Genomic DNA, 4909 nt, shown 5'->3' on the forward strand with positions numbered 1-4909 from the left:
CCTTTTTACGACAGTTCAAGATGTGGGACGGTACGGTTTTCAAAAGTATGGTGTGCCGGTTTCTGGAGCGATGGATAACTATGCTTTTGTTGCAGCGAATCTTCTGGTAGACAACAAGCCCGATGATGCATGTGTAGAAATAACTTTGCAGGGTCCAGCGTTTGAATTTCTCAATGCTGCTCAAATTGCAATATCAGGTGCAGCTCTTTCGCCCACTGTAAACGGGGAAAAAGTTGTTTGTTGGCAAACGTTGCAGGTTTGCAAGGGTGACGTGCTTTCTTTTGGGCGTCCGCGAAGCGGGTGTAGAGCATATCTAGCTGCGAAGGGGGGAATTGATGTGCCCTTAGTATTGGATAGTAGGTCAACCTATGTTCGTGGTGGATTTGGCGGTTTTCAAGGAAGGCGGCTTAAAGCGGGAGATGTTATTGAAGCATATGAGCCTAGTATATTACTTAAGTTTGGCTTCTCAATGCCTCAAGAGCTTGTTCCATGCTATAGCAACAAGTTAACGATTGAAGTTGTGCTTGGACCACAATCTGACTACTTCACAGACATGGGTATAGAGACCTTTCTGTCAAGCATCTACACTGTAACCACAGAGTCGGATAGGATGGGTTATAGGCTTGATGGCTTAAGGGTGGAACAGAAAGACTCACTGGATATGGTTTCAGACGCTATACCAGTCGGGGCAGTTCAGGTGCCTAAAAGCGGTAAGCCTATTATAATGATGCGTGATGCACAGACAACTGGGGGTTATCCGAAAATCGCTGTGGTTTCCACTCCTGACGTTTCTCGTCTTGGACAAGTCAAGCCAAACGACAAGATACGTTTTTCAAAGATTTCGCCAAGCAGGGCACGAGCAAAACTGCTAGAATACATGAGAACTCTCAGTCAAATGAAAAGCGAGCTAGTAGAGTCGAAGCTGTAAAGATTTTTTCGGGTGAGTTTTACATTTTTTAGGCGCAGATAAGCTGAAGAGCCGAATCGTAACGCGCGTGAGGGTGTTTAGAGATTGCATGTTGTATGCATGCATACTGCATGCTGTGCTAAACCTATAATCACTGCGTGCGCATATTCGTCATTAATCACATTACTCTAACTCTCACGGTTTTTAGCTAGAACCAACTTCTTTTCGAGGTGTTTAAGGCGTAATTCTGCCTTCTCTCGCACGGAAGGGTTTCCCATATTCTTTATCTCTGGTTTTAACTTCAAAATGAGCAATTTAATAGCTTGCAACTCTGAAATGTCGAGATTTCTCCCAATGGATTCGCAACCCATGCCGATAAAGTTTAAGGGATATGGTTTGTCCTTCCAAAAAAGCCAAACCTTCAACATCTTAATTTTTACGCCGTCTTTTTCGAAAATCGGTTGAATTCTTATTCCGATATCTTTTTTATTCATTTTTCATTCTCTCTCAGACTTTCGGTGTAAGGTAGAATTCTATCCGTCCTTGATATGCATGTTCCAAAGTAATAATCCTTGCGCGCTACCGAAGAATAGTAGCATGCATCTAGATATATATGTGAGATTTATAAGGCCCAGATAATTGATTTCTTTTATGCGCGCGCTTTTTGACAGGATAATAGCTTCTTTCTGGAATGATGGTACGCTATCAAATTGGAATGCGCGCATCGAAGTCCACTAATTTAATGTGCTACATGGCTTCTTTTAGAAGCTCTAGAATATCCTTCACCACAATTTTGTCTTCCACGTCTAACACTTTCACCGCGTCTTCCAAAGTTGTAACACAGAACGGACATGCTGTGGCAATAACTTCGACACTAAGTTCTAATGCCTCTCTTACACGATCGATACTAGGCCTCTTTTCAGGAGGGGCATCTTCAGTCCAAGTTCTTCCAGCTCCTCCACCGCAGCAAAAGCTGTTCTCCCTTGTTCTCTTCATCTCAACAAGTTCTAAACAGTTTATTGACTTCAAAATCTGTCTAGGTGCTTCGTATATTTCGTTGCGTTTGCCTAGGAAGCAAGGATCGTGGTAAGTGATCTTTTTGTTAACGTGTTTGGAAAGTTTTAGCCTGCCACTTTCGATGGTTTCAGCGAGAAATTCTGTATAATGCTGAATGCGAAGCCCTTTATCACTGTATGGTTTGTCATTTTTGAAAGTGTTGTAACAGTGAGGAGACAGCGTTATAATTTTCTCTGCATTGAACTTTTCAAACGTCGAAATATTATGTTCGGCAAGCATTTCGAACAATCCTTTCTCGCCAAGTCGTAGTATGTGATCTCCACAACACCATTCTTCAGTGCCAAGTGTTACAAAGTCAACACCTAAACTATTGAATACTGAGACCATGGATTTGGCAATTGCTTGACTTCTCTGATCATAAGCTAATGCGCAACCCACAAAGGACAAGATGGCTGCCTTTTCAACAGTTGGAAACGTTTTAACGTTCAAGTCCTTAGCCCAGTCCATCCTTTTACTCGGATGCATCCCCAGCGGATTATGATATCTGACAACGCTTGTAAGTACGTCCTTAACTGTTCTCGGTATATTACCTGTTTCTACCACAAGGCCGCGTTCGTCAACTATCGAGGATGAACAATCAACCTCTTTAGGACAAAACATTGTACATGAGTTGCAAGAGGTGCATAGCCACAGGTTGTCAGCCATAGCCTTCAACCGTTCAGCTGTGCCTTCATCTCTTGAATCTGAAACAAACCGATAATTGGTGGCATAAGTGGAAGGCCCTAAGAATTTCTCGTCTATTGCGGCTGGGCATGCAGAATAACAGATGGAACACTTAATGCACAGTGTCAAGTCCCAGTACTTTTTAAGATCCGTTGGTGATTGTATAAATTCGTCAGGCTTCTTGAACGCCTCCTCAGGTTTGATTAAGACTGGGGTTATTCTGTTGTATGTGTCAAAGAATGGTTGGATGTCTACAACTAGGTCTTTTATGACGGGCATGTTTTGGAGTGGTTCGATGACCAAGGTGTCAGAGTTTAGATGCAGTACTTGTGTGTAACAGGCCAACATGGGTTTTCCGTTAACCATAATTCCACAACTTCCACACACTCCCATTCTACATGAATGCCTAAACGTAAGCGCCCCATCAAAATTGTCCTTGATATACATAAAAGCATCAAGCAAGGTCATCCCCTTGCAGACGGGTACTTTGTGTGTAGATATGTAATGCCTTTTGTTTTGGGGATTGAAACGGTGTATTTTAAATTCAACAGTTTTCTCAACTTGAGAATTCACGCATATTCATCTCCTAATAGGCTCTTGCGGCCGGAGGCCACTTGGTTATGGTAACTGGAATGTACTCGAGTCTGGGGCCTTCCTTTGTGTAGTAAGCAATAGTGTGTTTCAGCCAATTTCCGTCATCACGCTTGGGACAGTCAAGTCTGGTATGAGCTCCTCTCGATTCTGTTCTAGCAAGTGCGCCTGCTATCGTAGCTTCAGATAGGTCCAAGGTGAAGTCAAGCTGCAAGGCTGCTACAAGCCCAGTGTTGAATTGCTTATCTTTGTCTTCAACCCTTATGTTCTTGAATCTCTCCTTGAGCCTCCTTAGTTCCTTCAAACCGCTCTCCAGTTCGTCGCCTTTTCTGAATACCCACACTTTCCCACTCATGATACCTCTCAACTCATCTCTGATAATAGGAACTTTTTCGTCGCCTTCGCTGCCCAAAATTTCGTCAAAAACTCTTCTTTCCTCTGCCAAGATTTTTTCACGTGGAATTTCTCGAAAACTTTTTGAAAGAGCGTATTTGGCAGCTTCTTCGCCAGCAACAAATCCAAAAACTAGGCAATCAGACGTCGAGTTAGTGCCGAGCCTATTTGCTCCATGCACATTTAAACAAGCGCATTCACCAGTAGCGTAAAACCCTGAAACTGGCGTTTCCGTCTTTATGTTAGCATGAATTCCTCCCATAGAGTAGTGAGCTGCTGGCCTGATAGGTATTGGTTCCTTTACAGGGTCTACTCCACCCAGTTTTATAGCAACGTCGCGGATAAGAGGTAGCCTCTCGTTTATCTTCTCCTCGCCCAAATGTCTAAGATCTAAGGCTATGTAAGCTCCATAAGGGCCTTCTAGTCCACGTCCCTCCTGAATCTCTATTGTCTCTGCTCTGGAAACAATGTCCCGTGGAGCTAACTCCATCTTTTCAGACGCGTAGCGTTTCATAAAACGCTCACCCTTAGCGTTGACTAAGTATCCCCCTTCGCCACGGGCTCCCCCAGTAATCAATATCCCCGATGGAACCATCCCTGTGGGGTGGAATTGGATAAATTCCATGTCTTTTAGAGGTACACCCGCTCGATAGGCCATAGTCATTCCATCCCCAGTCGCCGTATGGGAAAATGTTGTAAACTGATATACACGTGCATAGCCGCCAGTCGCCATTATGACGGCTTTGCTGCGAAAGACGGCCATTTCACCAGTCTTCAGTTCTATTGCCGTCAAACCTGCTGCAACGTTATCCTCAACGATGAGGGAAGTAACAAACCATTCATCATAGAATTTTATGTTATCATATGCATTAGCTTTTCCATCCAATGCATGCATCTCGTGAAAGCCTGTCATGTCAGCTGCAAAGCATGCTCTTGGAAAACTGTGACCGCCAAAAGGACGTTGATTTATTTTTCCATCCTCGGTTCTGCTCCATGGGAGCCCCCAATGGTCTAATGTAATGATCTCCTCAGGAGCTTTCTTGACAAAGAACTCTACAACGTCTTGGTCTGCGAGAAAATCCGACCCTTTAATGGTGTCCCAAGCGTGTAAATCGTAAGAGTCGCCCTCTCTTAGCATAGCGGCGGTACCGCCTTGTGCGCAGACCGAGTGCGAACGTACGGGGTAGACTTTAGAAATTACGGCCACGTCGATTTTTCTGTTAACCTCGGCAGCGGCGATTGCAGCTCTAAGGCCAGCCATGCCAGCTCCCACTATAA

4 protein-coding genes are annotated in these 4909 nt (G+C 44.2%); 1 reads left to right on the forward strand and 3 read right to left on the reverse strand.

The window, feature by feature from the left end:
* Positions 1 to 928 (forward strand): biotin-dependent carboxyltransferase family protein (locus tag NWE91_05575; protein ID MCW3985861.1); only part of this gene is annotated, 928 nt, incomplete at its 5' end.
* Positions 929 to 1095: 167 nt separating this feature from the next.
* Here NWE91_05575 and NWE91_05580 read toward each other — a convergent pair.
* The 3 genes from NWE91_05580 to NWE91_05590 all read right to left on the reverse strand — a co-directional run bounded on the left by NWE91_05580 (position 1096) and on the right by NWE91_05590 (position 4907).
* Complete coding sequence (locus tag NWE91_05580; GenBank protein MCW3985862.1) at positions 1096 to 1401, reverse strand: hypothetical protein; 306 nt, start codon at positions 1399 to 1401, stop codon at positions 1096 to 1098.
* 253 nt (positions 1402 to 1654) lie between these two features.
* Complete coding sequence (gene sdhB / locus NWE91_05585; protein MCW3985863.1) at positions 1655 to 3220, reverse strand: succinate dehydrogenase iron-sulfur subunit; 1566 nt, start codon at positions 3218 to 3220, stop codon at positions 1655 to 1657.
* Positions 3221 to 3233: 13 nt separating this feature from the next.
* Positions 3234 to 4907 carry a succinate dehydrogenase/fumarate reductase flavoprotein subunit gene (locus tag NWE91_05590; protein MCW3985864.1) on the reverse strand — a complete coding sequence of 558 codons (1674 nt, stop codon included), beginning with the start codon at positions 4905 to 4907 and terminating at the stop codon, positions 3234 to 3236.
* Positions 4908 to 4909 lie beyond the last annotated feature (2 nt).

This window comes from Candidatus Bathyarchaeota archaeon (assembly GCA_026014805.1).
Classification (GTDB): domain Archaea; phylum Thermoproteota; class Bathyarchaeia; order Bathyarchaeales; family SOJC01; genus JAGLZW01.

Excerpts from the sequence above, each read along its gene's own strand:
- NWE91_05580 (MCW3985862.1), bottom strand. The coding sequence starts at position 1,401 with ATGAATAAAAAAGATATCGGAATAAGAATTCAACCGATTTTCGAAAAA.